This is a genomic window from Pseudoalteromonas rubra (assembly GCF_001482385.1).
In the GTDB taxonomy this organism is placed as follows: Bacteria; Pseudomonadota; Gammaproteobacteria; order Enterobacterales; family Alteromonadaceae; genus Pseudoalteromonas; species Pseudoalteromonas ardens.
Map to the genome: position 1 here is coordinate 2,964,429 of NZ_CP013611.1, position 25,144 is coordinate 2,989,572.

General features: G+C 49.2%; 25 protein-coding genes. 16 read left to right on the top strand and 9 right to left on the bottom strand.

The window, feature by feature from the left end; translation table 11 throughout:
* The first annotated feature begins 428 nt into the window (after positions 1 to 428).
* On the top strand, positions 429 to 2,249 hold the full coding sequence (gene typA, locus AT705_RS12815; RefSeq protein WP_049863695.1) for a translational GTPase TypA: 1,821 nt from the start codon (positions 429 to 431) through the stop codon (positions 2,247 to 2,249).
* Between the two features lie 68 nt (positions 2,250 to 2,317).
* Here the strand turns inward: typA and AT705_RS12820 are convergent, their stop codons facing one another.
* From AT705_RS12820 to AT705_RS12840, 5 genes are all read right to left on the bottom strand, one after another.
* Positions 2,318 to 3,166 carry a chemotaxis protein CheW gene (locus AT705_RS12820; RefSeq protein WP_058796887.1) on the bottom strand — a complete coding sequence of 283 codons (849 nt, stop codon included), beginning with the start codon at positions 3,164 to 3,166 and terminating at the stop codon, positions 2,318 to 2,320.
* 41 nt (positions 3,167 to 3,207) lie between these two features.
* The gene (locus AT705_RS12825; RefSeq protein ID WP_058796888.1) at positions 3,208 to 4,299 is read right to left on the bottom strand and encodes an ABC transporter substrate-binding protein; all 1,092 of its coding nucleotides are present in this window, start codon (positions 4,297 to 4,299) and stop codon (positions 3,208 to 3,210) included.
* Positions 4,244 to 6,379: a GNAT family N-acetyltransferase gene (locus AT705_RS12830; protein ID WP_058796889.1), complete on the bottom strand. Its 2,136-nt coding sequence runs from the start codon at positions 6,377 to 6,379 to the stop codon at positions 4,244 to 4,246. The genes AT705_RS12825 and AT705_RS12830 overlap by 56 nt, the downstream gene beginning before the upstream one ends.
* Positions 6,327 to 8,492, bottom strand: a complete 2,166-nt coding sequence (gene uvrD, locus AT705_RS12835; RefSeq protein WP_058797997.1) for a DNA helicase II — start codon at positions 8,490 to 8,492, stop codon at positions 6,327 to 6,329. Before uvrD ends, AT705_RS12830 begins: the two co-directional genes overlap by 53 nt.
* Before the next feature lie 147 nt (positions 8,493 to 8,639).
* A complete protein-coding gene (locus tag AT705_RS12840; RefSeq protein WP_010386153.1) occupies positions 8,640 to 9,584 on the bottom strand; it encodes a chemotaxis protein CheV in 945 nt (314 codons plus the stop codon).
* A 200-nt stretch (positions 9,585 to 9,784) separates the two neighbouring features.
* Between AT705_RS12840 and AT705_RS12845 the strand changes: the two genes are divergently transcribed.
* Positions 9,785 to 10,846, top strand: coding sequence for a potassium channel family protein (locus tag AT705_RS12845; RefSeq protein ID WP_058796890.1), 1,062 nt, complete (start codon positions 9,785 to 9,787; stop codon positions 10,844 to 10,846).
* Positions 10,843 to 11,037, top strand: a complete 195-nt coding sequence (locus tag AT705_RS12850; protein WP_010386157.1) for a hypothetical protein — start codon at positions 10,843 to 10,845, stop codon at positions 11,035 to 11,037. Before AT705_RS12845 ends, AT705_RS12850 begins: the two co-directional genes overlap by 4 nt.
* A 26-nt stretch (positions 11,038 to 11,063) precedes the next feature.
* Here AT705_RS12850 and AT705_RS12855 read toward each other — a convergent pair whose 3' ends face one another.
* Complete coding sequence (locus tag AT705_RS12855) at positions 11,064 to 11,528, bottom strand: EVE domain-containing protein (protein ID WP_058796891.1); 465 nt, start codon at positions 11,526 to 11,528, stop codon at positions 11,064 to 11,066.
* A gap of 161 nt (positions 11,529 to 11,689) precedes the next feature.
* Here AT705_RS12855 and tesB point away from each other — a divergent pair, with 161 nt between their 5' ends.
* Positions 11,690 to 12,556, top strand: a complete 867-nt coding sequence (gene tesB / locus AT705_RS12860; protein WP_049863776.1) for an acyl-CoA thioesterase II — start codon at positions 11,690 to 11,692, stop codon at positions 12,554 to 12,556.
* Between the two features lie 35 nt (positions 12,557 to 12,591).
* Here the strand turns inward: tesB and plsB are convergent, their stop codons facing one another.
* Positions 12,592 to 15,018 (bottom strand): glycerol-3-phosphate 1-O-acyltransferase PlsB, encoded by a 2,427-nt coding sequence (gene plsB, locus AT705_RS12865; protein ID WP_058796892.1) that lies wholly within the window; start codon positions 15,016 to 15,018, stop codon positions 12,592 to 12,594.
* 387 nt (positions 15,019 to 15,405) lie between these two features.
* On the opposite strand from plsB, the gene rpsJ reads away from it, so the two are divergent.
* From rpsJ to AT705_RS12925, 12 genes are all read left to right on the top strand, one after another.
* A complete protein-coding gene (rpsJ, locus tag AT705_RS12870; protein WP_005495349.1) occupies positions 15,406 to 15,717 on the top strand; it encodes a 30S ribosomal protein S10 in 312 nt (103 codons plus the stop codon).
* Positions 15,718 to 15,744: 27 nt separating this feature from the next.
* Positions 15,745 to 16,380 carry a 50S ribosomal protein L3 gene (gene rplC, locus AT705_RS12875; protein ID WP_049863778.1) on the top strand — a complete coding sequence of 212 codons (636 nt, stop codon included), beginning with the start codon at positions 15,745 to 15,747 and terminating at the stop codon, positions 16,378 to 16,380.
* Between the two features lie 17 nt (positions 16,381 to 16,397).
* Positions 16,398 to 17,000: a 50S ribosomal protein L4 gene (rplD, locus tag AT705_RS12880; protein WP_010386164.1), complete on the top strand. Its 603-nt coding sequence runs from the start codon at positions 16,398 to 16,400 to the stop codon at positions 16,998 to 17,000.
* A complete protein-coding gene (gene rplW / locus AT705_RS12885) occupies positions 16,997 to 17,299 on the top strand; it encodes a 50S ribosomal protein L23 (RefSeq protein ID WP_049863779.1) in 303 nt (100 codons plus the stop codon). Before rplD ends, rplW begins: the two co-directional genes overlap by 4 nt.
* 17 nt (positions 17,300 to 17,316) lie before the next feature.
* A complete protein-coding gene (gene rplB, locus AT705_RS12890; RefSeq protein WP_049863780.1) occupies positions 17,317 to 18,141 on the top strand; it encodes a 50S ribosomal protein L2 in 825 nt (274 codons plus the stop codon).
* 16 nt (positions 18,142 to 18,157) lie between these two features.
* On the top strand, positions 18,158 to 18,436 hold the full coding sequence (gene rpsS, locus AT705_RS12895) for a 30S ribosomal protein S19 (protein WP_010367084.1): 279 nt from the start codon (positions 18,158 to 18,160) through the stop codon (positions 18,434 to 18,436).
* A 12-nt stretch (positions 18,437 to 18,448) separates the two neighbouring features.
* On the top strand, positions 18,449 to 18,781 hold the full coding sequence (rplV, locus tag AT705_RS12900; protein WP_010386167.1) for a 50S ribosomal protein L22: 333 nt from the start codon (positions 18,449 to 18,451) through the stop codon (positions 18,779 to 18,781).
* 12 nt (positions 18,782 to 18,793) lie between these two features.
* The gene (gene rpsC / locus AT705_RS12905; RefSeq protein ID WP_010386168.1) at positions 18,794 to 19,495 is read left to right on the top strand and encodes a 30S ribosomal protein S3; all 702 of its coding nucleotides are present in this window, start codon (positions 18,794 to 18,796) and stop codon (positions 19,493 to 19,495) included.
* A 13-nt stretch (positions 19,496 to 19,508) separates the two neighbouring features.
* A complete protein-coding gene (rplP, locus tag AT705_RS12910) occupies positions 19,509 to 19,922 on the top strand; it encodes a 50S ribosomal protein L16 (RefSeq protein ID WP_049863781.1) in 414 nt (137 codons plus the stop codon).
* The gene (gene rpmC, locus AT705_RS12915) at positions 19,923 to 20,114 is read left to right on the top strand and encodes a 50S ribosomal protein L29 (RefSeq protein ID WP_010376372.1); all 192 of its coding nucleotides are present in this window, start codon (positions 19,923 to 19,925) and stop codon (positions 20,112 to 20,114) included. It begins immediately after the preceding gene.
* Positions 20,114 to 20,371, top strand: a complete 258-nt coding sequence (rpsQ, locus tag AT705_RS12920) for a 30S ribosomal protein S17 (protein ID WP_049863782.1) — start codon at positions 20,114 to 20,116, stop codon at positions 20,369 to 20,371. Before rpmC ends, rpsQ begins: the two co-directional genes overlap by 1 nt.
* A 1,029-nt stretch (positions 20,372 to 21,400) precedes the next feature.
* Positions 21,401 to 21,595 carry a hypothetical protein gene (locus tag AT705_RS12925; RefSeq protein WP_058796893.1) on the top strand — a complete coding sequence of 65 codons (195 nt, stop codon included), beginning with the start codon at positions 21,401 to 21,403 and terminating at the stop codon, positions 21,593 to 21,595.
* Between the two features lie 57 nt (positions 21,596 to 21,652).
* Here AT705_RS12925 and hemN read toward each other — a convergent pair whose 3' ends face one another.
* Positions 21,653 to 23,023: an oxygen-independent coproporphyrinogen III oxidase gene (gene hemN / locus AT705_RS12930; protein ID WP_058796894.1), complete on the bottom strand. Its 1,371-nt coding sequence runs from the start codon at positions 23,021 to 23,023 to the stop codon at positions 21,653 to 21,655.
* Positions 23,024 to 23,140: 117 nt separating this feature from the next.
* Positions 23,141 to 25,090 carry a methyl-accepting chemotaxis protein gene (locus AT705_RS12935; RefSeq protein WP_058796895.1) on the bottom strand — a complete coding sequence of 650 codons (1,950 nt, stop codon included), beginning with the start codon at positions 25,088 to 25,090 and terminating at the stop codon, positions 23,141 to 23,143.
* Between the last annotated feature and the right edge of the window lie 54 nt (positions 25,091 to 25,144).

Sequence of the window (25,144 nt, forward strand, 5' to 3'; positions counted from 1 at the left end):
GCTTGCTGTGATATGTCAGAGTGCAACCTGCATGAGCAAAGGCGGTGAGCAAGGTTTCAGATTATCTTGGCCTGAGCTGGGTTTTCGACTCAATAGTCAACTTCTTTCAATATGATGCGAGCCGTCATACTGACTTCACGCTTGTCTGTCAGGATTAATATTTTTGGCCAGATTCGGGGCAGGAGCTCTGGTGTACACTTGTTGCGTTAATGACTCTCCTTACTACGTGTTCTCTGCTGAGTCGGTTCATTGGACGCTGACAATTGCGTGTTTAGGCATACTGAGCAGAAAAAAACGCTGGATAAACTTTCATCTGTCACATTATTAGGGGATAATACGCGACCTTTAATTGTGGATCGGCATCTTAGGTGCGCATTTTTGCGCGATTCGACTAGGATCACTGAGGGCCAACTTCTCTGAGTAAAAATATGAGCATTGAAAAGTTAAGAAATATCGCGATCATCGCGCACGTTGACCATGGTAAAACTACCCTAGTCGATAAGCTGCTGGAACAATCTGGCACATTAGAGACACGCGGTGGCAACGAAGAGCGTGTCATGGACTCGAATGATATTGAAAAAGAGCGTGGCATCACCATCCTGGCGAAAAATACCGCCATCGAGTGGAATGACTACCACATCAATATCGTAGACACTCCGGGACACGCCGACTTTGGTGGTGAGGTAGAACGTGTACTTTCAATGGTTGACTCAGTATTGCTACTGGTTGATGCCCAAGAAGGTCCAATGCCACAAACGCGTTTCGTAACGCAAAAAGCATTTGCACTGGGTCTGAAGCCTATCGTTGTTATCAACAAGATCGATAAGCCAGGCGCACGTCCTGATTGGGTTATGGATCAGGTATTTGACCTGTTCGATAACTTAGGTGCCACTGACGAGCAGCTGGACTTCCAGGTTATCTACGCATCAGCGATTAACGGTTGGGCGACATTGGACCTGGACGAGCCGTCTGACAACATGCAGCCTATGTTTGAAGCTATCGTAGAGCAAGTTGGCCAGCCGGATGCAGATCCAGAGGGTGACTTCCAGATGCAGATCTCTCAGCTGGACTACAACTCATATATCGGTGTAATTGGTGTAGGTCGTATCAAGCGCGGTACGGTTAAAGTCAACCAGCAGGTGACCATAGTTGGTGCTGATGGCACGACACGTAACGGTAAAGTAGGTCAGGTTCTGACTTATCTGGGTCTTGATCGTCACGAAGCACAAGAAGCACAGGCGGGTGACATCATCGCTATCACAGGTCTGGGTGAGCTGAAGATCTCTGACACTGTGTGTGATGTAAACGCAGTAGAAGCGCTACCGGCACTGTCTGTTGATGAGCCGACGGTAACCATGACCTTCTCTGTAAACACGTCACCGTTCTCAGGTCAGGAAGGTAAATTCGTTACTTCACGTAACATTCTTGAGCGTCTTCAGGCGGAACTGGTACACAACGTTGCATTACGCGTTGAAGAAACAGATAACCCGGATAGCTTCCGCGTATCTGGCCGTGGTGAATTGCACTTAGGTATCCTGATTGAAAATATGCGTCGTGAAGGTTATGAGCTGGCAGTATCTCGTCCGGAGGTAATCTTGCGCGAAGTAGACGGTCAACTGGAAGAACCATATGAAACTGTGACTGTTGACGTTCAGGAAGAGCACCAGGGTTCAATCATGGAACAACTGGGCCTGCGTAAAGCAGAAATGACGGACATGGCACCAGATGGTAAAGGGCGTATCCGTATGGACTTCGTGATGCCTTCTCGTGGCCTGATCGGTTTCCAGACTGACTTCATGACGCTGACTTCTGGTTCTGGTCTGATGTACCACACGTTTGATCACTATGGTCCACACAAAGGTGGCAACATAGGTCAACGTAAGAACGGTGTACTGATTGCAAACGCAGCGGGTAAAGCGCTGACTAACGCCCTGTTCAACCTGCAGGACCGTGGTAAGTTGTTCATCGGTCACGGTGTAGAAGTGTACGAAGGGATGATCATCGGTATTCACGCACGTGATAACGACCTGACTGTTAATGCCCTGAAAGGTAAGCAGCTAACCAACGTACGTGCATCTGGTACTGATGAAGCGCAGAACCTGGTTCCGCCAATCATCATGACGCTTGAGCAGGCTCTTGAATTCATCGATGATGATGAGCTGGTAGAAGTAACGCCAGAAAGCATCCGTATTCGCAAGAAGCTACTGACAGAGAGCGAGCGTAAGCGCGCGAGCCGTCAGGCTAAGTAAGCAATTACTTGTCGAATACTAAAAAACGCCGCATTAGCGGCGTTTTTTAGTTGCTGCAGTTGGCAAGATCAGAATAACCCATAGGCTTCTGTTTCTTCCGGTTCATAGTCTTGTAAGTGATCCGGACGGAAGATGGCGCTGGGGTCCAGTACCAAGCTGTGATGCTCTCCTTGTTTAATCAGCCCTTTCATCATTTTGCGTGTTTGCGGGTCAATCTCAAATCCCATACTGGTCATTTCCTGCAGGGACTTGATGTCTGATTCATCACAGTGAATATTGTCTTCCACCTGATCGACCAGCAGGCCAATGTGTGGGCGCTGACCATCTTGCGTAGTGAAGACGATGATGGGCTTATGGTCGAGAATGATTTGGTCGCGAGCCGATTCAAACAGGCGGATCAGCTTCATAAAGGTGGTGGATTTTTCTCTTTCCAGTAATCTCAAAGCCTCTGTTTTATCGCCCTTGGCATTGATAGTGAGCAGTTTATCAGCCAGTGCATGCAGCTGATTGTGTGGTTCCTCAAAGCGCGCCAATAGCGTGCGTAAGTCATCGTTGTCGGTTTTAAAACTGTAATACCACCTACCAAAAGCGGATTGTTTTGGATCCTTGGCCTGGGTAAAAGGCTGATCGTTGTAAATGCAGCGCTCCAGCTCGGCCAGCCAGGCTTTTTGATCTTGCTCTCGCTCCTGCAGCATAGTGACCAGAGACTTGTTAATGTCGTAGGAAGACTGGTTATTTAAGATTAAACCCAGATCAAAAATGGGGGTGGGTGTGCCCATGTAGTCTTTGACGCCCATAAAGCTGGGGTTATCATTGGGCAGAGAGGTGAGGTTACCTTCATAGCGCTCGGTCAGAAGGATATCCAATATTTTTAATGAAATGATTTTTTTCCCTACCCGAAAATTGATTAAGTCCATGTCTGCCTCTGTACGTTAACTTGATGTCCTAAGCATAGACATTATTGAAAGTAAGATCGATACACTCGGGGTTTATTCTCTGTGTCAGAGAGGCCAAAAATCGTGCGTATCGTCGGGTCTTTTTTCAATACCTGCTGCATTGCGCCGGGCAGGCACGCGCGTGTGACTGGCCTGGGGCAGTAGTCGAGCGCTGAAATAAAAATGGCGGCGTTGAGAAACCCTTCAAAGATCTGCGGGCTGGTTGCTAAGTTTTGTTTGTGGATCAAAGAGCGAAATAACTCACATAATTGCGCCTGGCACTTGCTTGGGTCGGGTACCACTTCACTGATCATCAGAGCTGATTTGCTGGTCAGCTTGGCAAACAGCGCGGTGGAAGAAGTGAAAGAGACACCGGTAAAGGTGCCTTTAAACCCCCGGTGCATCGCCTTATCAATAAAAAGTGAGAGGGGCTGATAAGTGCCTATCATCGCCACGGCTGTGACTTCATTGCGCATGATCAGTTTGAGGGCTTTGTTGATATCGGCACTGTTGCGCCGAAAGCGGGCCGTTACTTTGGGTTTGAGGCCCCTGGCGGTCAGTGCTTGACGAAAGCTTTTTTCCAGCGTCAGGCCAAATTCGTCGGCTTGGATCAACAGGGCAATGGCTTTATGTCCTTGCTCATCTACCAGGTAGCGAACCTGCTCATTGGCTTCATCCAGATAGCTGGCCCGCCAGTTAAACACCGGATAGGGAGTGTTGGAGCGTAGAAAGTCAGCACCGGTAAAGGGCACCAGTAAAGGGAGTTGATGATGCGTCAGGATTGCCTGAATAGCGTGTGCCGTAGGTGTGCCCATGTTGCCAAAGAGCGCCATGACTTTGTGTTGATCAATCAGGTAACGGGTATTTACAACGGTGCGGGCGGGCTCATAGCCATCATCTAGCACCATCAGCGACACTTTGGGGTGGGACCTGTCAGGCAGGTTATTGGCATACTCAAAGTACAGCTGGGCACCTTGTCTGAGTTGTTGGCCAATGTCTTTGGCCGGTCCGCTCAGGGCAACCGACATGCCAAGCTTGAGCACCTCGTCAGCGATGAGCTTAGGGCTGCCCAGCAGGGCGATGCAACAACTCAGGATTGAGATTAATTTCAGCATGTACTTCCGCCACTATTGACCGCAAAGCGGTTTGTCGTTGTTTTTTTGTAGCCAGAACCAAAGCATCATCTAATACTTTTGGTGGGTGACGTTGTAATAGTAGCTGAATCGTAGTGACTTGGGAACTGGCTGATAATCGGTCCAAAAGCACAGGATGATTGTGACACAGTGCACTGATCAGGGCCGTGATCTGTTGCTCTCCCGCTGCGGTGTGTGCAAAGTAATTCAATTGTTGCACCAGCACAGGATCTGGCTCGTTTTGCGGCAGAGTTTTGCACAGCTCAGTGACCAAAGTGCACGAAAAGTCACGATATAACTCATTGAGCTGATTGAACAGCAGGTGCTTAAACCACTGTTGTAGTGGCTCAAGCGCGATGTTTTCAGTACAGGGTTTGACCACCAGAACGGCAAACTCACCGCTGGCTTTATCTTGTTTAAACCCCAGCTTGACGGGCCGATACTGGTGGTGCTGCCAGAATCTGAGCAATTGTGTGTTACAACCAAAACTGCTGCCGAAATAGTCAACCTGGTCACTCAGTTGCTGCTCGGCAAAGCGCAATAACTGGCTGCCAATCTGTTGTCCTTGTTGGTGTGGTGACACGGCGATCCGCACCACCCGCGCCCCGCGCTTTTGTGCCAGCTGTGCATTACCGGTTAGTTGCGCAAGTTGCTGTGCCATTAAATGCCCGGCAGGGCGTCGTGTTGCTGCCGCAATATCCTGACTGAGTGCGGCCTCAAAGCCACCTTCCAGTTTGAGCAGACACACCGCCACCACAGTCCCTTGCTGTCGGGCAAGGTATAAACGGTTATGGGGGCTGTCGAGCAGCTGACGCAGATCGTTCACAGATGTTTGATAATGTGCCAGTACCAACAAAGCAAATACCTGAGACAGGGTATCTTCATCCGCTGCTAATTGTGCGCCCGAACAAGCGCTGAACGCTAAAGAGGCCGTTGGTGTGAGCGTACGTTGATAATCACAATCCAGAGCAAATAGCTGACGTAACTGGGCTTCGAGCGGATCCCGTTCGGCATAACGGATCGGCTGGTTAAGGGATAAGCTCAGGTGCTGTGGGTAGGAGTGTGTAAGTTGTCTGGCAAAGCGCAACGTATAGCCCCGGCCATTGCCTTCATATCCAATCAAGGTACTGGAAAACACCACCTTAGGATAGGCGTTAAGTAACGCCATGAGTACCGGTACCGGAATTGCGGCAGCCTCATCAACTAGCAGCACATCACAGCCTGGGCGCTGTGCAAGCACTTGATCAGGCGGTATAAAGCGCAGATTAGCAAGCTGATTGAGTTTGTCAGTGACCGGCTCATTCAGTGCAGCACCGAGGTGAACAAAGCTATTGTGTACGGCACGGCGTTGCTGCGCGCATAAAACAAAGCTCAGCTCGGGCAGGCCAGCCGCCAGCTTGCCAAGCAGCGAGGACTTTCCCCGGCCACGATCGGCACTCAGTAATACGGGCCCGGCAGTCGATTGTTGCAAATGAGCTGCGAGCTGAGTGAGGGCGCACTGTTGTTCACTGATATCCAAAGTGGCGTGCGGTGCATCATAGCGTGGTGGTAGTAAGTCGCCCTGTGATTGGCTGATCTGCCATACAGAAGCGCGGTTTAGCAGTGTCTGCCAGCGTTGCAGGTAGGGGCTGGAGTGCGCGGTCTCGTTATAGGACAGCCAGCGCTCAAGCGCCGGATCACACCAGCTATGCCACTGTGACAGCGCCGGGGCGAGCACAATCAGCAGGCCACCTGCTTGCACTGTGCCTGCGGCGGCGGCGAGAGTATTTGGTACTAGCCCACTGTAAAGGTCATAGATGACAAAAGAGTATTCCTGGCCCAGTACCTGATGCAAATGTTCTGGCCAGCAAGCCCCGGGCAGTGTTGTGTGCTTACTCAGCACTAACGCTGTATTTTGCATGGCAGGGAACAGGCGCTGTACTTCAGTGTAGGCCCACTCCTGCTCGCCGCTGATCAGCAGCAGCTGACGGTGTCGAGCCTGCCCAAGCTGTGAGAGCAGGCGCGCAAGCTTAGAGTTCTTGCAGTCTGGCATAGGCGGTGACCAGCCACTTGCTGCCGACATCGTCAAAGTTTACCTGAATGCGTGACTGAGCACCGCAGCCCTCATAATTGAGTACTGTGCCAGCGCCAAATTTGGCATGTAAAACGCGCTGACCCAGATTAAAGTTGCTGTCCTCAAAGACGGCATGGCTCACTGACGCACTGAAGCGGCCACTTGCTACGGGTCGTGAAACCTGTGTCTTAATGCGAATTTCTTCCAGACAGTCTTCGGGAATTTCACGTAAAAAGCGTGACGGGCTATGGTATTTTTCCTGCCCATACAAACGGCGGCTTTCCGCGTGACTGATGTAAAGCTTTTCCATGGCCCGGGTCATTCCGACGTAACACAGGCGGCGCTCTTCTTCGAGACGGCCCGATTCTTCGTGGCTTTGCTGCGAGGGGAACATGCCTTCTTCTACGCCTACCATAAAGACCAATGGGAATTCCAGGCCTTTGGCTGAGTGCAGCGTCATCATCTGCACGGCATCTTCATGTTCGTCGGCCTGGCCTTCGCCAGATTCCAGTGAGGTATAGGCTAAGAACCCTTGTAGTGGCGAGGTGAACTCTTCTTCCACGGGTAAATCAAACTGACCACAGGCGTTGATCAATTCCTCGAGGTTTTCTACCCGGGCACGGCCTTTTTCACCTTTTTCAGCCTGATACATGGCCAGAAGACCGGATTGTTCTATGGTGGTTTTGGCTTGCTCGGCCAGTTCGAGTTCCATCAATTTATCGTCCAGCTGTTCGACCAGTTCAATGAAGCGACGAATGGCGGTAGCGGCACGGCCTGCAAGGTGCCCTTGCTCCAGCACGGCTTTGGCCGCGTACCACAGGGGGAGTGACTCGGCTCGGGCACAGTCTCGAATATGGCTCAGGGTTTTGTCGCCGATACCGCGTGCCGGAGTGTTGATCACTCGTTCAAACGCGGCGTCGTCATTGCGGTTGCTGATCAGGCGCAGATAAGACAGAGCATCTTTGATCTCCTGACGTTCGAAGAAGCGCATACCGCCGTAAATGCGATACTTGAGGCCTTCCTGCAACAGCGCTTCTTCCAGCACCCGAGATTGGGCGTTACTGCGGTAAAGCACGGCACAGTCGCTCAGTGCGTTACCACCCTGGAGCCAGGACTTGACTTTACCGACCATAAAGCGGGCTTCGTCCAGCTCGTTAAAGGCGGCATACACGGAAATAGGTTCACCCTGATTACCGTCGGTCCAGAGGCTTTTACCCATACGCTCAGCATTGTTCTGGATCAGGGCATTAGACGCTTTCAATATGGTGCCGGTGGAGCGGTAGTTTTGCTCAAGGCGAATCGTTTGCGCGTCGAAGTCGGTTAAAAAGCGTTTGATATTCTCAATCCGTGCGCCTCGCCAACCGTAAATACTTTGGTCGTCATCGCCCACTATCATGATGTTGCTGTCGCTGCCGGCGAGTAGTTTTAGCCATAAATACTGAATGCTGTTGGTATCCTGGAATTCGTCGACCAGCATATGGCGGAACCGCTGCTGATAATGGCGCAGTAGCGTGGGATTTTGTTGCAGTACTTCATAGCAACGCAGCAAAATTTCGGCAAAGTCGACCAGACCGGCGCGATCACAGGCATCCTGATAGGCTGTATAGACCTGCAACATCAATTGCTCGTTGACGTCATGAGCGGTGATGTCTTTGGGGCGCTGACCTTCGTCTTTGCGTGCGCTGATATACCAACTGAGCTGCTTAGGTGGCCACTTTTTATCGTCGATGTTCATTGATTTCAGCAGGCGTTTGATCATTCTCAGCTGGTCGTCGGAATCCAGGATCTGAAACGACTCTGGTAGCCTGGCTTCGCGATGATGGGCGCGCAAAATACGATGGGCCAGGCCATGGAAGGTACCGATCCACATACCACCGACCGGGTTTTGTAAGGTCTCCTCGACCCGGGTACGCATCTCTTTGGCGGCTTTATTGGTAAAGGTTACGGCAAAAATGCTATACGCAGAAGCTTGCTCAACCTGCATGAGCCAGGCAATGCGATGCACCAGCACCCGGGTTTTGCCCGAGCCTGCGCCTGCTAATACCAGCATATTTTGTAGCGGTGCGGCAACCGCCTCACGTTGTTTGTCGTTTAAGCCATCGAGTAATTCTGATACGTCCATCTTTGCGCCCATCGTCTTTATTCAGCGCAAAGTATACCTAGGGCAGGGCACAAAGCCCAGTTTGGTGCAGGTATTTTGCACATGGTTAAAATTAACCACATGAAAAATATAAGGTTTAAATTTTACTTAACCTGTTTTTATATACAGTTATTGATTCAGTACGTCTTTCAGTCGGCGTTGCATTTCATCAACCAGTCGGTCCGGCTGAAATTTAGATAAGAAAACATCACACCCCACCTTCTCTACCATGGCTTTGTTAAAGCTACCACTGAGCGAGGTATTGAGCACGATATAGAGGTCTTTCAGGCGGCTGTCGTTACGTATTTCGTAGGTTAAGCGGTAGCCATCCATAACCGGCATTTCAGCATCGGTGATCACTGCCATGAGTTCTTTGTTAACGTCTATACCCTCATCTGCCCAGTGTTGAAGTAGCTTTAGGGCTTCGTGGCCATCGGTTGCAGGTAGCACTTCGATGCCCAGCTGAGCCAGCGTATCGGAGACCTGGCGACGTGCCGTGGGAGAGTCGTCCACATGCAAAATCTTGCGGCCCTGAAATTCATTGATGATAGTTTTGTCGAGGATATTTTCGGGGATCACCACGTCGTACGCGATGATCTCGGCCAGCACCTTCTCGACATCAATGATCTCTACCAGTAACTCCTGGTCGCCGCGTTTGAGCTTGGTCAGTGCGGTGAGGTAATGGTTGCGACCCACTGAGCGCGGGGGCGGCATGATATCAGACCAGGTGGTGTTGACGATCTGGTCGACTTTACCCACCAGAAATGCCTGAATGGTACGGTTATATTCGGTGATCACTAAGTTGCTGTCACTGTCGTATTCACAATGCGGCATGCAGATCGCCTGACGTAAATCGATCACGGGAATGGACTCACCCCGAATGGTAGTGACCCCGGCTATTTTTGGATGGGCATTGGGCATCTTGTTAAGATGCGGCAACTTAACGACTTCTTTGACTTTAAACACATTGAGTGCAAACAGATGTCGGCTGTGCAAATGAAACAACAGTAGCTCGAGGCGGTTTTCTCCCACCAGTTGTGTGCGTTGATCAACGGATGCTAATACTCCGGCCATAAAGCTACCCTAATATATGTACCTTCCCTCAGTATATACTTATTAGTAAATAAATTAATACTTTCTGTGTGCACAAATTGAGCCCAATCAGGCTGAGTCAAACAATGGCGTCTGGCAAGTGTCGCACAGGGGGCTATCTTAGTTGCATAATCCTGATTATTCAGTATGGTAAATCAGAGACTTGCAATATAGGAATGACAATGCCTTTGCTATTTAAGCGTTTGTTGTTGGTATTACAGACGCACATTGATCAGGCCAGTTGGCCGCTGATTGGACTGGCGACTGTGTTGCATATGTGCGTGACCTGGGCATTGCTCTGGCTGGCACAGGAGCACGCATTATTGCCTGTTAGTACCTATATCTATTATTACGTCGTGACTACGTCGACAGTGGGTTATGGTGATTTTAGTGCCACGACCGATCTGGGGCGCTGGGTTGTGGCCTTATTTCAAATCCCGCTGGGTCTGGCGTTGTTTGGCATTTTGCTAGGCAAAGTTGGGCAGTTAATTACAATTTGGGTAAAAAGAGCAATGAAGGGCGATAAAGACTATTCACATTTGAGCGATCATATCATCATCTTTGGCTGGCACACGACACGCACTGAGCGCATGATTGAGTATATTTTGGCCGACAATAAACGCATTGAACGACGCATTGTGTTGGCTGTGTGTGACGAGATGGAGCACCCACTGCTGCGTTTTTCTGAGGTGGATTTTGTGCGTCTGCTGAGCTTTACCGATGATCAACAGTTGGCGCGCACCGGGCTAGCCAATGCGGATAAAATCATTGTTGATGGTCAGGACGATGATCAAACCTTTACCACAGCGCTGAAACTGAGTCCGATGGTGAAAAAGGCTGCCCACATCAGTGCTCATTTTAATGATGAAACCAAGGCACAGTTGTTACGCCAGCATTGCCGTAATGTGGAGTGTTCGACAGCGATGTCGGCTGAGATCCTGGTGCGTTCGATGCAGGACCCGGGCTCAAGTCGTATTCAGGAAGAGCTACTCTCTACCCTACATGGCGACACGCAGTTTAGTTTGCAGTTGCCGAAGTCGCTGACAGCTTTGACATTTGGTCAGCTCTTTATGTATTTCAAAACGCATCATAATGCGATTTTATTGGGGGTGGCGCGTGACCTTAGTGGCCGAGATATGGATTTAAATCCACCGCTGGATTACGCATTACAGGGAGGCGATGTGTTACATTATATTGCACCGCAACGCGTACTTCACAGTGAAGTGAACTGGGAGCGAGTATGACAGATCAATTGCTGCTATTAATGGGGGCCTTGTGCTTGTATTTACTGCCAATAGGACTGGTTGCTGGCAGCAAACGCACCCGGGGTCATGAAAAAAATGGCTGGCTGATCGGCACTTTGCTGTTTTCCTGGCTGGCGCTGATCTTGTACTTTTCCATGATCCCTAAAGGGGGAAAGCAGAAAAAGCGCTGACAGAGCTGCTTCCCGGTCCGGCATTGTTACTCAGTGCCACCGAGCTGGCAGATGTGCGTCCACTCAGCGTCGGTCACAGGCATAATGGACAGGCGACCGGCCTTTTTTAGCGCCAGCTCTGTGATGGTATCATCGGCTTTAATGGCTTTGAGTGTCACTGGTCGGGGCAAATGCTGTTGGTAGCATAAAGTGACACCTACCCAGCGTGGGTTGTCTGTACTGGACTTGGCATCATAATAATCGCTGCTCAGATCAAACTGATGGGGATCGGTCTCTGCTCCTTTGGTAACCGTGGCGATGCCGACCACTGCTGGAATTTTACAGCTTGAGTGGTAAATAAAGACCTGATCGCCCACCTGTACATCATCGCGTAGAAAGTTACGGGCCTGATAATTGCGTATTCCTTCCCAAAACGTACTTTGTTGTGGTGCCTGCTGTAAATCGTCGATGGAAAATGCGTCGGGTTCGGTTTTAAATAACCAGTATGCCATGTCAATTACCTTGTCAGAGAAAGCCAACCCACAGTGTATCGCACTCTTGTCCGGCCTGCTACGTGCCTGAGTTAAGCACCTGATTTAACGTGTGATGCCTCTCTTTACTTGCACAATAGTGTATAATTATAGGATTAGCTATGCAGTGTAAGAGGTGTGCAATGAGTCAGGCATTACAGGGGTTGCTGGAGCTGCTTCAGCTCGAAGAAATCGAACAAGGGATTTATCGGGGCCAGAGCCAGGATCTGGGCTTTCCGCAGGTGTTTGGCGGCCAGGTTATGGGCCAGGCACTCTCCGCAGCTAAATATACTTTGCCAGAAGGGCGCTACGTGCATTCGCTGCACTCGTACTTTTTACGTCCCGGCGATGCGGCTAAACCGATTGTGTACGATGTTGAGAATATCCGTGATGGGCGCAGTTTTAGTACTCGCAGGGTCAGCGCCATTCAGTACGGTAAACCCATTTTTTATATGACCGCGTCTTTTCAGGGGGATGAACCAGGTTTATCCCACCAGTCAGAGATGCCTGAGGTTCCGGGTCCGGAAGCGTTGCGATCATCGCTGGAGTTCTATCAGGATAAAGCAGACTTAATTCCTGAGCCACTGCGCGCTAAATTTACCCAGCCGATGCCTATCGAAATGCGTCCGGTGGAGTTTCATAATCCGTTTCAGCCTGAGGTGATGGAACCCACACGCCATGTCTGGTTTAAGGCCAATGGTGCCATGCCTGACGATCGTCGCATTCACAACTACCTGCTGGCCTATGCGTCGGATTTTGAGTTCCTGCCCACGGCGCTGCAGCCGCATGGGGTGTCCTTTATGCAAAAAAACATGCAGGTCGCGACCATAGATCATGCGATGTGGTTCCATCGTCCATTTAGAATGGATGAGTGGTTGCTTTACAGTGTAGACAGTCCCAGTGCCAGCAATGGTCGTGGACTGGTCCGAGGCCAATTCTTTAACCGTCAGGGCGAGTTAGTGGCGTCGACTATTCAGGAAGGGGTTATGCGTCAGCGCGCAGCGCGCTGACGCTACAGATGATACCTTATATAGCGTGGCGTCTTCTATAAGGTATCGCGGATGGACTGCCAGATCCTCGCTGGCAGTAAATCATTGAGGTGATCAGACAAAGTGCTGAGCGTTGGCATCGCTGTGATGGTCTGCTGCTCAGAAATACTGATAAAGCCTTGTGTTTGTAACACGCTGATCAGGTTAGTCTGCACCTTCTTATCAAAGAACTCAGGGCTCTTAATGCCGTGTAAGGTACCCAGTCGCTTAGCCAACACTTCACTTTCACTCTCCAGTGTGGTGCGGGCAATGCCTTGATCACGTAACAACAGGCTGACACTGATGGCGTAGCGTTCCAGTGTTAGATGGATCACCTTACCCAACATCTCCAGTTGTGCCAGTGCTTTGTTGTCTTTAACGACGGTCGCCAGGTGACCATCAAAGTCTATCAGGCCCTCCTGAGCGAAACAGTTTAATACGTCCTCAATGTAGTCTTCGCGTAACTCATGCATAAACCACTCTTTGGCAAACAGCGGATATAAGGTCCCCAGGCTCGCCTGACACTCAGTGACCGTGACGCTATAGCGGTTAAACAGTATTTGCGCAATAACGCTGGGAACGGCAAACAGATGCAAAATATTGTTGCGATAATAGTTAAACAGGGTGCGCTCTTTTTCCTTGATTGTAATGATCTCACCCAGTTCATCCGCCAGTACATCGAACTTATCCAGCTTAAGTGCGTGATTCAACAGTGCCTCGGCATCTTCATTTGGCGCTGTGACATTGGCGTCATAGCGTGCTTGGCTTTGCAAGGTGAGATAAAAGCGCATTTGTGTCAGCAGTTTTTGTCGGCTCAGCGCAAATTGTTCATTACACAGCAATATTATGGCCAGCAGGTTGATGGAGTTCAGTGCCGCGCTGGCATTGATGTTGGTCATGATCCGATCCGCCACCAGAGCCACCTGACCATTGAGCCACTGCGGTTTGGCGCCCTCACCCTGACCAATCGCGTCGCGCCAGTCAGCCTGATGTTCATTGAGATATTGATTGAGGTGAATGGGTTCACCGAAGTTCAGGTAACCCCGGCCATAGTTTTTAAGGTTTTTAATGGCCTTAAAGACCCCTGCGACGGATTCATTCTTTTTGCTGTTGCCTGCCAGCTCTTTGAGGTAGGTATTGATCTCCATGACATGCTCATAGCCAATGTAAACCGGTACTATAGAAATGGGTCGATCGATCCCGCGCAACATAGATTGCATCGTCATGGCCAGCATACCCGTTTTGGGCGGCAACAAGCGGCCTGTGCGACTGCGGCCACCTTCAGTGTAAAACTTGACTGAATAGCCTTTGATGAACAGCTGAGTCAGATACTCTTTAAAGATGGTGGAGTAGAGTTTGTTACCGGCAAAAGAGCGGCGAATAAAGAACGCGCCACAGCGCCGGAAAATGCCACCGGCCGGAAAAAAATTCAGGTTCACCCCGGCTGCAATATGCGGCGGTACCAGACCTTGGTGATAAATCACGTAGGTTAGCAGCAGGTAATCCATGTGGCTGCGATGGCAGGGCACGTAAATTATCTCGTGGCCTTTATCGGCCAGGTCATGCACCCTCTCGGCATTTTTTACTTCGATGCCGTTATAGAGTTTATTCCACAGCCAGGTCAATACGCGATCGCCCACGCGAACCATGGCTTCTGAATAGTTGGCGGCAACTTCCTCCAGTAGCTCCAGCGCTTTTAAGCGTGCCTCATCATGACTCAGCCCTTTAGATTTGGCTTCATCGGCGATGGCGCGTTTGACTGTGGGAGCAGCCAGCAGGGAATTGAACAGAGCTTCGCGCGACGGTAATTTGGGTCCGGTTGCAGCCAGCTTCTGACGATGAAAGTGCACTCGAGCTACGCGTAGCAGTTTATGAGGTAATTCGTCGACGTCCGATTTGTCGGTCATAAGCTGGTCCAGAGCGATGGGGGCAGAGAAGCGCACCAGGTTGTCGCGACCAGAAAACAGCACGACCATAGCCTTGCGCAACCAGCTAGGGGTCAATGAGTGGCTGAATAAGGTGCCTATACCTGGCTTTTCTTTACCAGGGTTACGGCCCCACAACACAGTCACCGGGATCACTTGTGCTTTGATGTCCGGGTGGGCACGCAATGCAGAGAAAATCGCTTTACCCTGATCAATGGCCGGGCTGGGTCCCGCGGTTTTGCTCAGCAGGGGCGTTGGATTTTTGATACCAATAAAGCGCGGCAGTGTTTTACTTCCTAAAACCTGATCTTGCATGGGGCTGGGCAAGCCCAGCTTCTTACACATCGCGTTGAGTGCAGCCAGATCTGCCCGAGAGTTGAGTCGGGCAACATAAAAAGTGGGTAAGCTCGGGTCCAGGTTGAACTGCGACACGGGGTCAGCCGGCAACAGTTTGCTTCTGACCAGTAAGCAGTTGGTCCATTGGGCCACTCGGTTGAGCCCCTGAGAAAGTAAGCGCATAGCAGTACCAGATTCGTATTTTTGCTGTATAGAATATCAGGCTTTAACTGGACTGACCATTTGTGTCAGTACAATGACAAGGACGGTGTAGGCAATCCTTTGTATAAAGTATAGACGCCCTGTGCCACTTACAGTGAGGACGAGGCATGCAGCAAATAATTTTGCAATAATTGTTGCATTTATCGCCAGTCTCATTATAATGCACAAACTTTCTGTGATTCGTCACAAGAAAGTCATACATAGGCCTGGATTTCAGGCACGTAAACAGGAACTCCGATTTGGAGTTCAATGGTAGAAATAGAAGAACAACCGACCTCTTATATTTTGAGATGGCCTCGGGGGTTTTTTTATGCTCTTTTTAAATGCTCTTTTAATTGAGGTTTAAGAATGTCAAATCAACGCATTCGTATTCGCCTAAAAGCTTTTGACCACCGTTTGATTGACCAATCAACGGCGGAAATCGTGGAAACTGCGAAACGCACTGGCGCTCAGGTACGTGGTCCAATCCCACTTCCTACTCGCTTTGAACGTTTCACTGTATTGATCTCTCCGCACGTAAACAAAGACGCGCGTGATCAGTATGAAATCCGCACCCACAAACGTCTGATCGACATCGTAGAACCAACTGACAAGACTGTAGACGCTCTAATGCGCCTAGACCTTGCTGCTGGTGTTGATGTTCAAATCAGCCTGGGTTAATCGAAAGATTAGAGAGGTTTTAGGAAAATGGCATTAGGTCTAGTCGGTCGTAAAGTGGGTATGACACGCATCTTCACTGAAGATGGTGTATCTATCCCTGTGACAGTTATCGAAGCGACTCCTAACCGTGTTACTCAGATCAAATCTGACGCAACAGACGGTTATAACGCGCTTCAAGTTACTGCAGGCGAGAAAAAAGCAAGCCGTGTAAACAAACCAGAAGCGGGTCACTTCGCTAAAGCTGGTGTTGAAGCGGGTCGCGGCCTGTGGGAATTCCGTCTTAACGGCGGTGAAGGTGAGTTTGAAGTAGGTGCTGAGCTTACTGTTGAGCTATTCAACGAAGTAAACAAAGTAGACGTTACTGGTACTTCAAAAGGTAAAGGTTTCCAAGGTGGTGTTAAGCGCTGGAATTTCAGCACGCAAGACGCTACTCACGGTAACTCTCTATCTCACCGTGCTCCTGGTTCAATCGGTCAAAACCAATCACCTGGTAAGGTGTTTAAAGGTAAGAAAATGGCTGGTCAAATGGGTAATGTGCAAACAACTACTCAGAACCTAGAGCTAGTACGTGTTGACGCTGAGCGTAATCTGCTTTTAGTTAAAGGTGCAGTACCTGGCGCTATCGGCGGCGACGTTATCGTTAAACCAGCTGTTAAAGCTTAAGTCCTGGAGATTTAGTGATGGAATTAGCAATTAAAGGCGCTGGTGCGCTTGAAGTTTCCGAAGCTACTTTTGGACGTGAGTTTAACGAAGCATTAGTACACCAAGTAGTTGTTGCTTTCGCAGCAGGTGCTCGTCAGGGTACTAAAGCTCAGAAGACACGTTCTGAAGTTGCTGGTGGTGGTAAAAAACCATTCCGCCAAAAAGGTACTGGCCGTGCACGTGCTGGTACAATCCGCAGCCCAATCTGGCGCAGCGGTGGTGTGAGCTTTGCAGCTAAGCCGCAAGATCACAGCCAAAAAGTTAACCGTAAGATGTATCGCGGTGCGATCAAGAGCATTCTTTCTGAGCTTGTTCGTCAAGATCGTCTAGTAGTTGTTGAAGAATTTGGTCTAGAAGCACCAAAGACTAAAGAACTAGTAGCTAAGCTGAAAGAGCTTGAGCTTAAAGACGTATTAATCGTGACTGAAGAAGTAGATGAGAATCTATTCCTTTCTGCACGTAACCTGTACAAGGTTGACACGCGTGATGTAGCTGGCATCGACCCAGTAAGCCTAATCGCTTTCGATAAGGTACTGATTACTGCTGCTGCTGTTAAGCAACTTGAGGAGGCGCTAGCATGATCCGTGAAGAACGTCTTTTAAAAGTAATCCTTGCTCCACACATCTCTGAGAAAAGCACCATCTCTGCTGAAGAGAACAACACGATTGTTTTCAAAGTAGTTAAAGATGCAAACAAAGCAGAAATCAAAGCTGCTGTTGAGAAGCTTTTCGAAGTAGAAGTAACTGGTGTTCGCACGCTAAATGTTAAGGGTAAAACTAAGCGTACAGGCATGCGTTTCGGCCGTCGTTCAGACTGGAAGAAAGCCTACGTTACTCTTAAAGAAGGCAGCGAGCTAGACTTTGTCGGCGGCGCCGAGTAATAAGGGGAGTTAGAATTATGGCACTTCAAAAGTGTAAACCAACTTCTGCGGGTCGTCGTCACGTCGTTAAAGTGGTTAACCCTGATCTGCACAAGGGTAAGCCTTACGCTCCGCTATTAGAGAAAAACTCTAAATCAGGTGGTCGTAACAACAACGGTCGTATCACGGTTCGTCACATCGGTGGTGGTCACAAGCAACACTACCGTGTAATCGACTTTAAACGCACTAAAGATGGCATCCCAGCTAAAGTAGAGCGTCTAGAGTACGATCCTAACCGTAGCGCAAACATCGCTCTTGTATTATATGCAGACGGTGAGCGTCGTTACATCATCGCACCGAAGGGTGTTAAAGCAGGTGATGCAATCCAGTCTGGTGTTGATGCACCAATCAAAGCTGGTAACGCAATGCCTATGCGTAACATCCCAGTAGGTACAACGGTACACAATGTTGAGCTTAAGCCTGGTAAAGGTGCTCAGATTGCCCGTTCTGCTGGTGCATATGTACAGATCCTAGCGCGTGAAGGCCAGTACGTGACTCTACGTCTACGTTCAGGCGAAATGCGTAAAGTTGAAGCGGATTGTCGCGCAACTATCGGTGAAGTAGGTAACGCTGAACACATGCTACGTTCACTAGGTAAAGCTGGTGCAACTCGCTGGCGTGGTGTTCGTCCTACAGTTCGTGGTGTTGCCATGAACCCGGTAGACCACCCACACGGTGGTGGTGAAGGTCGTACATCTGGTGGTCGTCACCCTGTGTCTCCATGGGGTAAGCCGACTAAAGGTGCTAAGACACGTAAGAACAAGCGTACTGATAAATTTATCGTACGTCGTCGTACTAAGTAATAGTTGAGGAATTGCCATGCCACGTTCTCTCAAGAAGGGTCCATTCATTGACCTACACTTGCTGAAGAAGGTAGAGAAGGCGTTGGAAAGCGGTGACAAGAAGCCTATCAAGACTTGGAGCCGTCGTTCAATGATCATCCCTAACATGATCGGATTGACCATCGCTGTCCATAATGGTCGTCAGCACGTACCTGTATTCGTTACAGACGAAATGATCGGTCACAAACTAGGTGAATTTGCACCTACACGTACTTACCGCGGTCACGCTGCGGATAAGAAAGCTAAAAAGCGTTAATCGGAGGGTATGATGGAAGCATTAGCTAAACACAAATTCGCCTCTGGTTCGGCGCAAAAAGCACGTCTAGTTGCAGATCAGATCCGCGGACTTCCGGTTGATCGCGCGCTAGAAATCCTAGCGTACAGCCCAAAGAAAGCGGCTGTATTAGTTAAGAAAGTACTTGAGTCTGCTATCGCTAACGCGGAGCACAACGAAGGTGCTGACATTGATGAGCTTAAAGTGGCTAAAGTATTTGTAGACGAAGGTCCTACAATGAAACGTATTATGCCACGTGCTAAAGGACGCGCAGACCGCATCCTTAAGCGTTCAAGCCACATCACTGTTGTGGTTTCAGATAGCTAGGAGATATAAGTAATGGGACAAAAAGTTCATCCTACTGGTATTCGCCTAGGTATCTCTAAACCTTGGGTTTCTACCTGGTACGCGAATTCAAAAGATTTCTCTGAGCAGCTTTTTGGTGATCACAAAGTGCGTCAATACCTTACTAAGGAATTGAAAAACGCTTCTGTGTCTAAAATCGTTATTGAGCGTCCAGCGAAATCTATCCGTGTAACAATTCACACAGCTCGTCCTGGTGTTGTTATCGGTAAAAAAGGTGAAGACGTTGAAAAGCTTCGCCACGCTGTAACTAAGCTTGCTGGTGTACCTGCACAAATCAACATTGCAGAAGTACGTAAGCCAGAGCTTGATGCACAACTAGTTGCTGACGGTATCTCTTCACAGCTAGAGCGTCGTGTTATGTTCCGTCGTGCGATGAAGCGCGCGGTACAGAACGCAATGCGCCTGGGTGCAAAGGGTATCAAAGTTGAAGTTAGCGGCCGTCTAGGCGGTGCTGAAATCGCACGTTCTGAGTGGTATCGTGAAGGTCGTGTACCTCTACACACTCTACGTGCTGACATCGACTACGCAACTTCTGAAGCTTTGACCACTTACGGTATCATCGGTGTTAAAGTTTGGATCTTCAAAGGCGAAGTTATCGGTGGTCTTCCACTGAAACAAGAAGCTGAGAAGCCAGCCAAGCGCGCTCCGAAGAAAGCTAAAAAAAGTGCTAAGTAAGAGGTAGCGACTAATGTTACAGCCAAAACGTACAAAATTCCGTAAAGTGCACAAAGGCCGCAACCGTGGTCTTGCAACTAGCGGTAATAAAGTTAGCTTCGGTTCTTTCGGCTTGAAAGCGACTGGCCGTGGCCGTATGACTGCTCGTCAAATCGAAGCAGCTCGTCGTGCTATGACACGTCACATCAAGCGTCAAGGTAAAATCTGGATCCGTGTGTTCCCAGACAAGCCAATTACAGAAAAGCCGCTTGAAGTTCGTATGGGTAAAGGTAAAGGTTCTGTTGAATACTGGGTTGCTGAAATTCAGCCTGGTAAAGTACTTTACGAGATGGAAGGTGTTTCAGAAGAGCTTGCTCGCGAAGCATTCAACCTAGCTGCTCGTAAATTACCTTTCAAAACCACTTTTGTAACTCGGACGGTAATGTAAATGAAAGCTAGCGAACTTAAAGACAAAAGCGTAGAAGAGCTAAATGCTGAACTTCTAGAGCTTCTGCGTGAGCAGTTCAACCTGCGCATGCAAGCGAGCACTGGTCAGCTGGCTCAAACTCACGAGCTGAAAAAAGTACGTCGCAATATTGCGCGTGTTAAAACGGTTATCAACCAGAAGGCAGGTGCATAATGAGCGATAAGATCCGTACTCTTCAAGGTCGTGTAGTTAGCGACAAAATGGACAAGTCAATCGTTGTTGCTATCGAGCGTCAGGTTAAGCACCCGATCTACGGTAAATTCATCAAGCGTACAACTAAGTTGCACGCACACGATGAGAGCAACACTGCGCAAGCAGGTGATACTGTGACTATCCGTGAATGTGCGCCGATCTCTAAGAAAAAATCTTGGACTTTGGTAGACGTTCTGGTTCGTCCTAAGAAAGCTTAATTTTAGTTTTTAACTAAATTAAACTTTTGAAAAGCCCCGGCCTTTTGGTCGGGGCTTTTGCGTTTGGGGCGATCAGGTTATTTTAGGGGTCGTCTGAAGAGCGCGACGCTCCGTGAATGTGCGTCACCACCAAAACCCCTAAGAAAACATCCTGGACTTTGGTAGACGTTCTGGTTCGTCCTAAGAAAGCTTAATTTTAGTTTTTAACTAAATTAAACTTTTGAAAAGCCCCGGCCTTTTGGTCGGGGCTTTTGCGTTTGGGGCGATCAGGTTATTTTAGGGGTCGTCTGAAGAGCGCGACGCTCCGTGAATGTGCGTCACCACCAAAACCCCTAAGAAAACATCCTGGACTTTGGTAGACGTTCTGGTTCGTCCTAAGAAAGCTTAATTTTAGTTTTTAACTAAATTAAACTTTGAAAAGCCCCGGCCTTTTGGCCGGGGCTTTTGCGTTTGGGGCGGTCAGGTTATTTAGGGGTCGTCTGAATAGAGTGGTCATCCGTGAATGTGTGTCACCACCAAAACCCCTAAGAAAACATCCTGGACTTTGGTAGACGTTCTGGTTCGCCCTAAGAAAGCTTAATTTTAGTTTTTAACTAAATTAAACTTTTGAAAAGCCCCGGCCTTTTGGTCGGGGCTTTTGCCTTTTGGGGCGGTCAGGTTATTTAGGGGTCGTCTGAATAGAATGGTCATCCGTGAATGTGCGTCACCACCAAAACCCCTAAGAAAACATCCTGGACTTTGGTAGACGTTCTGGTTCGTCCTAAGAAAGCTTAATTTTAGTTTTTAACTAAATTAAACTTTTGAAAAGCCGCGGCCTTTTGGTCGGGGCTTTTGCTTTTGGGGCGGTCAGGTTATTTTAGGGGTCGTCTGAATAGAATGACTATCCATGAATGTGTGCCATTCCTGGGGGATATTCTTGAAGAGGTACTGTAGCGATGCGTGTTACGTTACTAAATCAAGGTATTGGTGTTGGTCGTTTTTTGAACTGTGTTCGGTGGTACAATTCACTTTGTTATTAAGGAAAATTCAATGAAACTGAAACTCAACAAAAAGCCGATGAAGGTGTTATCCCCAAGCACAACCACAATGCCTGTTGATATGACTCCAAAAGTTGCGGGTGGCTCACTGCTGGCTTGTTTAGCAATCGGCACGCGCGGTTGTCGAACCAATGACTCCTGTGATCACTTCTGTTTTATTTCCGATCCAGAGGTTCATGGCTGTTAATTGAAGCACCACAAAACGGAGTGTGCGTATTAGGTGCTTCCCTGTTATTGTCAGTCGTTAAATCACCCGCGAAAAGCGGGTGTTTTTGATCTGTTGTTGCAGATAGGCATCAAAGCACATGCAGATGATGCGGATAAACAGATTACCCTTAGCCGTGACTTCAATGCGTTGCTCGGTGAGGTCCACCAGGCCATCTTCAGCCAGGGGCTTAAGCGCCGTCAGTGCTTCGGCAAAGTAGTCGTCAAAGTCGAGATCATGCTCTGCGGCAAAGGTCGTTTTGTCGAGCTCGAAGTGGCAAATAAGCTGCTTGATCGCAGCTGCACGAATTTCATCATCAGGGGTGAGCTTGACGCCTTTATGAATGGCGCTATGGTGCTCAGTGACGGCCTGGTAGTAGGGCTTCAGATCTTTTTCATTCTGTAGAATGGCATTGCCGATCTGTGAGATAGACGATACGCCGAGACCGAGCAAGTCGCAGTTACCATGGGTGGTGTAGCCCTGGAAGTTACGGTGCAGATGATTATGTCGTTGAGCCACAGCCAGCTCGTCATTGGTTTTAGCAAAATGGTCCATACCGATAAACTGGTAACCGGCATCGCTCATCTGTGTCAGTGTTTGCTTAAAGATCGCAAGCTTTTCTTTTGCGTCGGGCATATCGGCTTCTTTCAGCTTGCGCTGGGCGGCGAATCTGTCCGGCAGATGGGCATAGTTGAACACCGAAACCCGATCTGGGGCTAGTTCAATGAGCTGCGCTATGGTATCGCGATAGGACTTGACGCTCTGATGAGGCAGACCGTAAATCATGTCCATATTAATGGATTTAAAGCCCAGCTCGCGGGCTTGTTTTAAGAGCAACAGCACTTCTTCAATTTGTTGCGGGCGATTTACTGCGGCCTGCACCTGATCATTAAAATCCTGCACCCCGAATGACACCCGGTTAAAGCCAAGCTTTTTCAGTGCTGGCAGCATGTCTTCGGCCAGTGATCTGGGGTCGATTTCTATGCCGCGCTGAGCCGTCGGTGTGAAGGTGAAGTGCTGTTCCAGCATGGTGATCAGGCGCGTCATTTGCGATGTGGTCAGAAAAGTCGGTGTGCCGCCTCCCAGATGCAATTGCTCAACCTGATAAGCTTTAAACAACGGTGCCTGAGCGGCGATTTCCAACTCCAGATGGTCGAGGTATACGTCGGCCTTGGACTGGTGTCGGGTGATAATCTTATTACAGCCGCAGTAATAGCAAAGCTGGTGACAGAATGGGATATGAATATACAACGACAGCGCACGGGTATCTGAGTGTGCAATGGCATCAACCAGATCGGCCTGAGTATAACCCGATTCGAGTGACAGGGCTGTTGGGTAAGAGGTATATCTGGGGCCTGAAATATTGTATTTATTGATGAGGGAGTCATCCCACTGAGGTAGTTTAATCACGATCGCACTCTCTTTGCTATTGAGAAGGCTAGTGTAAGCAAAGTTGTGTTTTGGGGCGTTGATCTAAAGCAAAAGGAAGGGCAGGTGATGACGGTCACTGCCCCATCTTGTTGGTTTCTACAGCCTAAATTGGTCTACCAGGGTGTTAAGTTCGCGGGCAATATGGCTCAGTGCCTTGGCGTCCTGGGACACCTGCTGTGCCCCTTGCGCTGTTTCCGCGGCACTCTCACTGACATGGGTGACACTTTCAGATATTTGCATTGAAACTGTATTCTGCTCCTCTGATGCGCTGGCAATTTGCAAATTCATTTCGCGGATGGTGCTGATTGAGCCACAAATTGCTTGCAACGTTGCGCCGGCGTGTTCGGTTTGCTCCGCGGAGTTCTCCGCATGGTCAACATTGCGCTGCATATGCTCAACTGAGCGTTTAGCCTCGTTTTGTAAGCGCGAGATCATCGCCTGGATCTCTTCGGTACTTTGCTGCGTACGGCTGGCCAGGCTGCGTACTTCATCGGCCACCACAGCAAACCCCCGACCTTGCTCGCCAGCCCGTGCGGCTTCGATCGCCGCATTGAGTGCCAGCAGGTTGGTCTGGTCTGCAATACTGCGGATCACATCTAAAATGGAGCCAACCGACTCCGTCTCGTTTTCTAACTGGGTAATGGCCTCACTGACTTGTTGAATACTGCCCACCAGTTCACTCATGGCTTCACGGGAAGTTTGTACCACCTGGATCCCGCTCTGGGATTGCTGGTCAGCTTCTGTGGCCGCGTCGGCAGCCAGTTGCGCGCTCTGCGTGATCTCATGTACGGTCGCACTCATTTGTTGCATCGCCGTCGCACTTTGGGTCAGTTGATCTTGTTGTTGATCGGTTTCACTTTTGGTTTTCTCAGTGATTGAAATCATTGCACCAGTTGTGTCATTTAAAGTGGTGGTAGCAGATTTGATTTTACTCACTATGTCCCGCAGTGTGGTTGTCATTTCAGACATCGCCCGATATATGCCTGTGGTATTCGTGGTCGAAAATTGGTAACTGAGATCGCCTTTGGCGATGGCTTTGGCCAATGCTTCGATTTCTCTTGGCTCACCGCCAATAGGCTCGCGTAGCAAATTGCTGACATACCAACTCAGGAACGCGCCTGCGAACACCACAAACACCGACACTGTGGCAACCAGCATCACCGCCTGCTCACTGGTGCTTTGTGCTTGAGGGCCGAGCTCGTCCTGACGGGCTTTAACATCCAGTTTAATCTCTTCCAGAGTGTTAGCTACCTGAGGACCAATGACATTGAGTTTTTGTGAGATTAACTGGTTACGCTGCAATATGGTTTGGTTCACGGCTTTGACGGCAGCAATGTAATCAAGTTTGTACTGCAAGAACTCAACGAGCATGCCCTGAGCTGGTTGCCATGCAAATGCCCCGGCCTGCTCATCCAGCAGGGCTGCCAGTTGGCTAAACTCCTCAATGGCGCGTTGGTAATCCTTGTCTGTGTTTGTCACCAGGAATTTGACCACATATAAACGGCCGAGCAACAGAGTTTCCTGCAACCGGGCCGCTGCGAACAAGGCTTCATTATTGTTTTGTTGATATGCATTATTGATCACATCGCTGAGTATGGTGCGCATTTGTACGCCTTTGACATCCAGCTGGTTGGTTACTATGTCATTGCGTTTAGCGTATAACTGGACAATTTGCTCGAATGCCCGCCGATATTCTTCAATGTCGCTCGCACTGTTATTGAGTTGGGTCTGATAACTGGTATCTGAGATACTCGTCTGGGCTTGGTCCATGAGCTCCTTGAGCAAATCAAAACGCTCATTAAATTCATTAATGTTGATTGTGCTCTGCTCTTTCAGGTATTTGAGTGCGTTGAGGCGTACCATCAGTAAATTCGCCTGCAGACGGCCGCTTAAGTTGGCATTGCGTGCCAATGTACGATATTCGACGAAGTTGTTATAACCGGTATTAAGCCCAAGGTAGGCAGAGATTGAAATCACCGTCATCAGAGCGATGAGGGCGCCAAATGAGTACGCAAGCATCTGCGCCAGCTTGAGGTTTTTAAACATAATTAAGCACTGATCCGCAAAGAGTCACCTTATAAGTGATCGTCTGCAACTGTG

Bases quoted from the DNA above. Each gene is read 5' to 3' on its own strand.
- rpsQ (WP_049863782.1), top strand. From the start codon at position 20,114: ATGAGCGATAAGATCCGTACTCTTCAAGGTCGTGTAGTTAGCGACAAA.
- AT705_RS12845 (WP_058796890.1), top strand. From the start codon at position 9,785: ATGCCTTTGCTATTTAAGCGTTTGTTGTTGGTATTACAGACGCACATT.
- rplW (WP_049863779.1), top strand. From the start codon at position 16,997: ATGATCCGTGAAGAACGTCTTTTAAAAGTAATCCTTGCTCCACACATC.
- rpsJ (WP_005495349.1), top strand. From the start codon at position 15,406: ATGTCAAATCAACGCATTCGTATTCGCCTAAAAGCTTTTGACCACCGT.
- rpmC (WP_010376372.1), top strand. From the start codon at position 19,923: ATGAAAGCTAGCGAACTTAAAGACAAAAGCGTAGAAGAGCTAAATGCT.
- AT705_RS12925 (WP_058796893.1), top strand. From the start codon at position 21,401: ATGAAACTGAAACTCAACAAAAAGCCGATGAAGGTGTTATCCCCAAGC.
- rplP (WP_049863781.1), top strand. From the start codon at position 19,509: ATGTTACAGCCAAAACGTACAAAATTCCGTAAAGTGCACAAAGGCCGC.
- rplC (WP_049863778.1), top strand. From the start codon at position 15,745: ATGGCATTAGGTCTAGTCGGTCGTAAAGTGGGTATGACACGCATCTTC.
- AT705_RS12840 (WP_010386153.1), bottom strand. From the start codon at position 9,584: ATGGCCGGAGTATTAGCATCCGTTGATCAACGCACACAACTGGTGGGA.
- plsB (WP_058796892.1), bottom strand. From the start codon at position 15,018: ATGCGCTTACTTTCTCAGGGGCTCAACCGAGTGGCCCAATGGACCAAC.
- rplV (WP_010386167.1), top strand. From the start codon at position 18,449: ATGGAAGCATTAGCTAAACACAAATTCGCCTCTGGTTCGGCGCAAAAA.
- AT705_RS12850 (WP_010386157.1), top strand. From the start codon at position 10,843: ATGACAGATCAATTGCTGCTATTAATGGGGGCCTTGTGCTTGTATTTA.
- rpsC (WP_010386168.1), top strand. From the start codon at position 18,794: ATGGGACAAAAAGTTCATCCTACTGGTATTCGCCTAGGTATCTCTAAA.
- rplD (WP_010386164.1), top strand. From the start codon at position 16,398: ATGGAATTAGCAATTAAAGGCGCTGGTGCGCTTGAAGTTTCCGAAGCT.
- AT705_RS12935 (WP_058796895.1), bottom strand. From the start codon at position 25,090: ATGTTTAAAAACCTCAAGCTGGCGCAGATGCTTGCGTACTCATTTGGC.
- tesB (WP_049863776.1), top strand. From the start codon at position 11,690: ATGAGTCAGGCATTACAGGGGTTGCTGGAGCTGCTTCAGCTCGAAGAA.
- typA (WP_049863695.1), top strand. From the start codon at position 429: ATGAGCATTGAAAAGTTAAGAAATATCGCGATCATCGCGCACGTTGAC.
- uvrD (WP_058797997.1), bottom strand. From the start codon at position 8,492: ATGGACGTATCAGAATTACTCGATGGCTTAAACGACAAACAACGTGAG.
- AT705_RS12855 (WP_058796891.1), bottom strand. From the start codon at position 11,528: ATGGCATACTGGTTATTTAAAACCGAACCCGACGCATTTTCCATCGAC.
- rpsS (WP_010367084.1), top strand. From the start codon at position 18,158: ATGCCACGTTCTCTCAAGAAGGGTCCATTCATTGACCTACACTTGCTG.
- AT705_RS12830 (WP_058796889.1), bottom strand. From the start codon at position 6,379: ATGTCGGCAGCAAGTGGCTGGTCACCGCCTATGCCAGACTGCAAGAAC.
- AT705_RS12825 (WP_058796888.1), bottom strand. From the start codon at position 4,299: ATGCTGAAATTAATCTCAATCCTGAGTTGTTGCATCGCCCTGCTGGGC.
- AT705_RS12820 (WP_058796887.1), bottom strand. From the start codon at position 3,166: ATGGACTTAATCAATTTTCGGGTAGGGAAAAAAATCATTTCATTAAAA.
- rplB (WP_049863780.1), top strand. From the start codon at position 17,317: ATGGCACTTCAAAAGTGTAAACCAACTTCTGCGGGTCGTCGTCACGTC.